Annotated in this window: 1 rRNA gene; it reads left to right on the plus strand. The window is 36.9% G+C overall.

Annotated elements, in window-relative coordinates:
• Positions 1 to 73 (plus strand): 5S ribosomal RNA (gene rrf, locus ACU68Y_RS09170); the annotation flags it as partial.
• Between the last annotated feature and the right edge of the window lie 282 nt (positions 74 to 355).

Here is a 355-nt window from a genome sequence, read left to right on the forward strand (position 1 = left end):
CACAGAAGTTAAGCCTCTTAACGCCGATGGTACTACGATGGAAACGTCGTGGGAGAGTAGGTAGTCGCCAAACAATTAAGATCTAGTGATGACAATGTCCGCTAGGTCTTTTTTTGTGAGTTCTTTTTTGTGAGTTCTTTTAGCTATACTAATATAGAAAATGGTGTAAAGATTTCTCTAGACAACAGTTGCAGGATACACATAGGTATATACCTTAGCAAACATCTTGCACGAATATCTAGACTACGAAAATAAATAAATTCTAAGCTTGTGAACCTAAAATCGCAAACTCGCTAACGCTCAAACAGTGCGATTTTTTAACGGTTCCCTTCGCTTGAATTTATGATTATTTTCT

This window comes from Finegoldia sp. P1-F-LS (assembly GCF_052932205.1).